Origin of the sequence: Gelidibacter salicanalis (genome assembly GCF_016469035.1) — a bacterium.
In the GTDB taxonomy this organism is placed as follows: Bacteria; Bacteroidota; Bacteroidia; order Flavobacteriales; family Flavobacteriaceae; genus Gelidibacter; species Gelidibacter salicanalis_A.
The window spans coordinates 1-243 of the sequence record NZ_JAEHJZ010000460.1 but is presented as its reverse complement, the minus strand read 5'-3'; the positions used below and the strand labels follow the sequence as shown (position 1 = coordinate 243).

At 46.5% G+C, this 243-nt stretch carries 1 protein-coding gene; it reads right to left on the bottom strand.

Annotated elements, in window-relative coordinates:
• Positions 1-208 (bottom strand): hypothetical protein (locus JEM65_RS22695; protein ID WP_233530820.1); only part of this gene is annotated, 208 nt, incomplete at its 3' end.
• Positions 209-243 lie beyond the last annotated feature (35 nt).

Here is a 243-nt window from a genome sequence, read left to right as displayed (position 1 = left end):
AATGTGGTATGGCCGTTGCCGAGGATGGAGGGTTGAGGTTTGCATACTGCTTCGAACTCTGGTACCTACTACTGTATGCACGTTGTACATTACATTGTACATAAGTACTACAGCAAGCACTGGTACAGCGATGTGGAGGGAGTGGCAGTAGTACTGTAGGTACAGTACTGTACGTATGTACCACGGTGTCGTGCACGTATTGTGTCATCCTTTAGTCGTGTACGTAGAAGTGAGTATGTATCT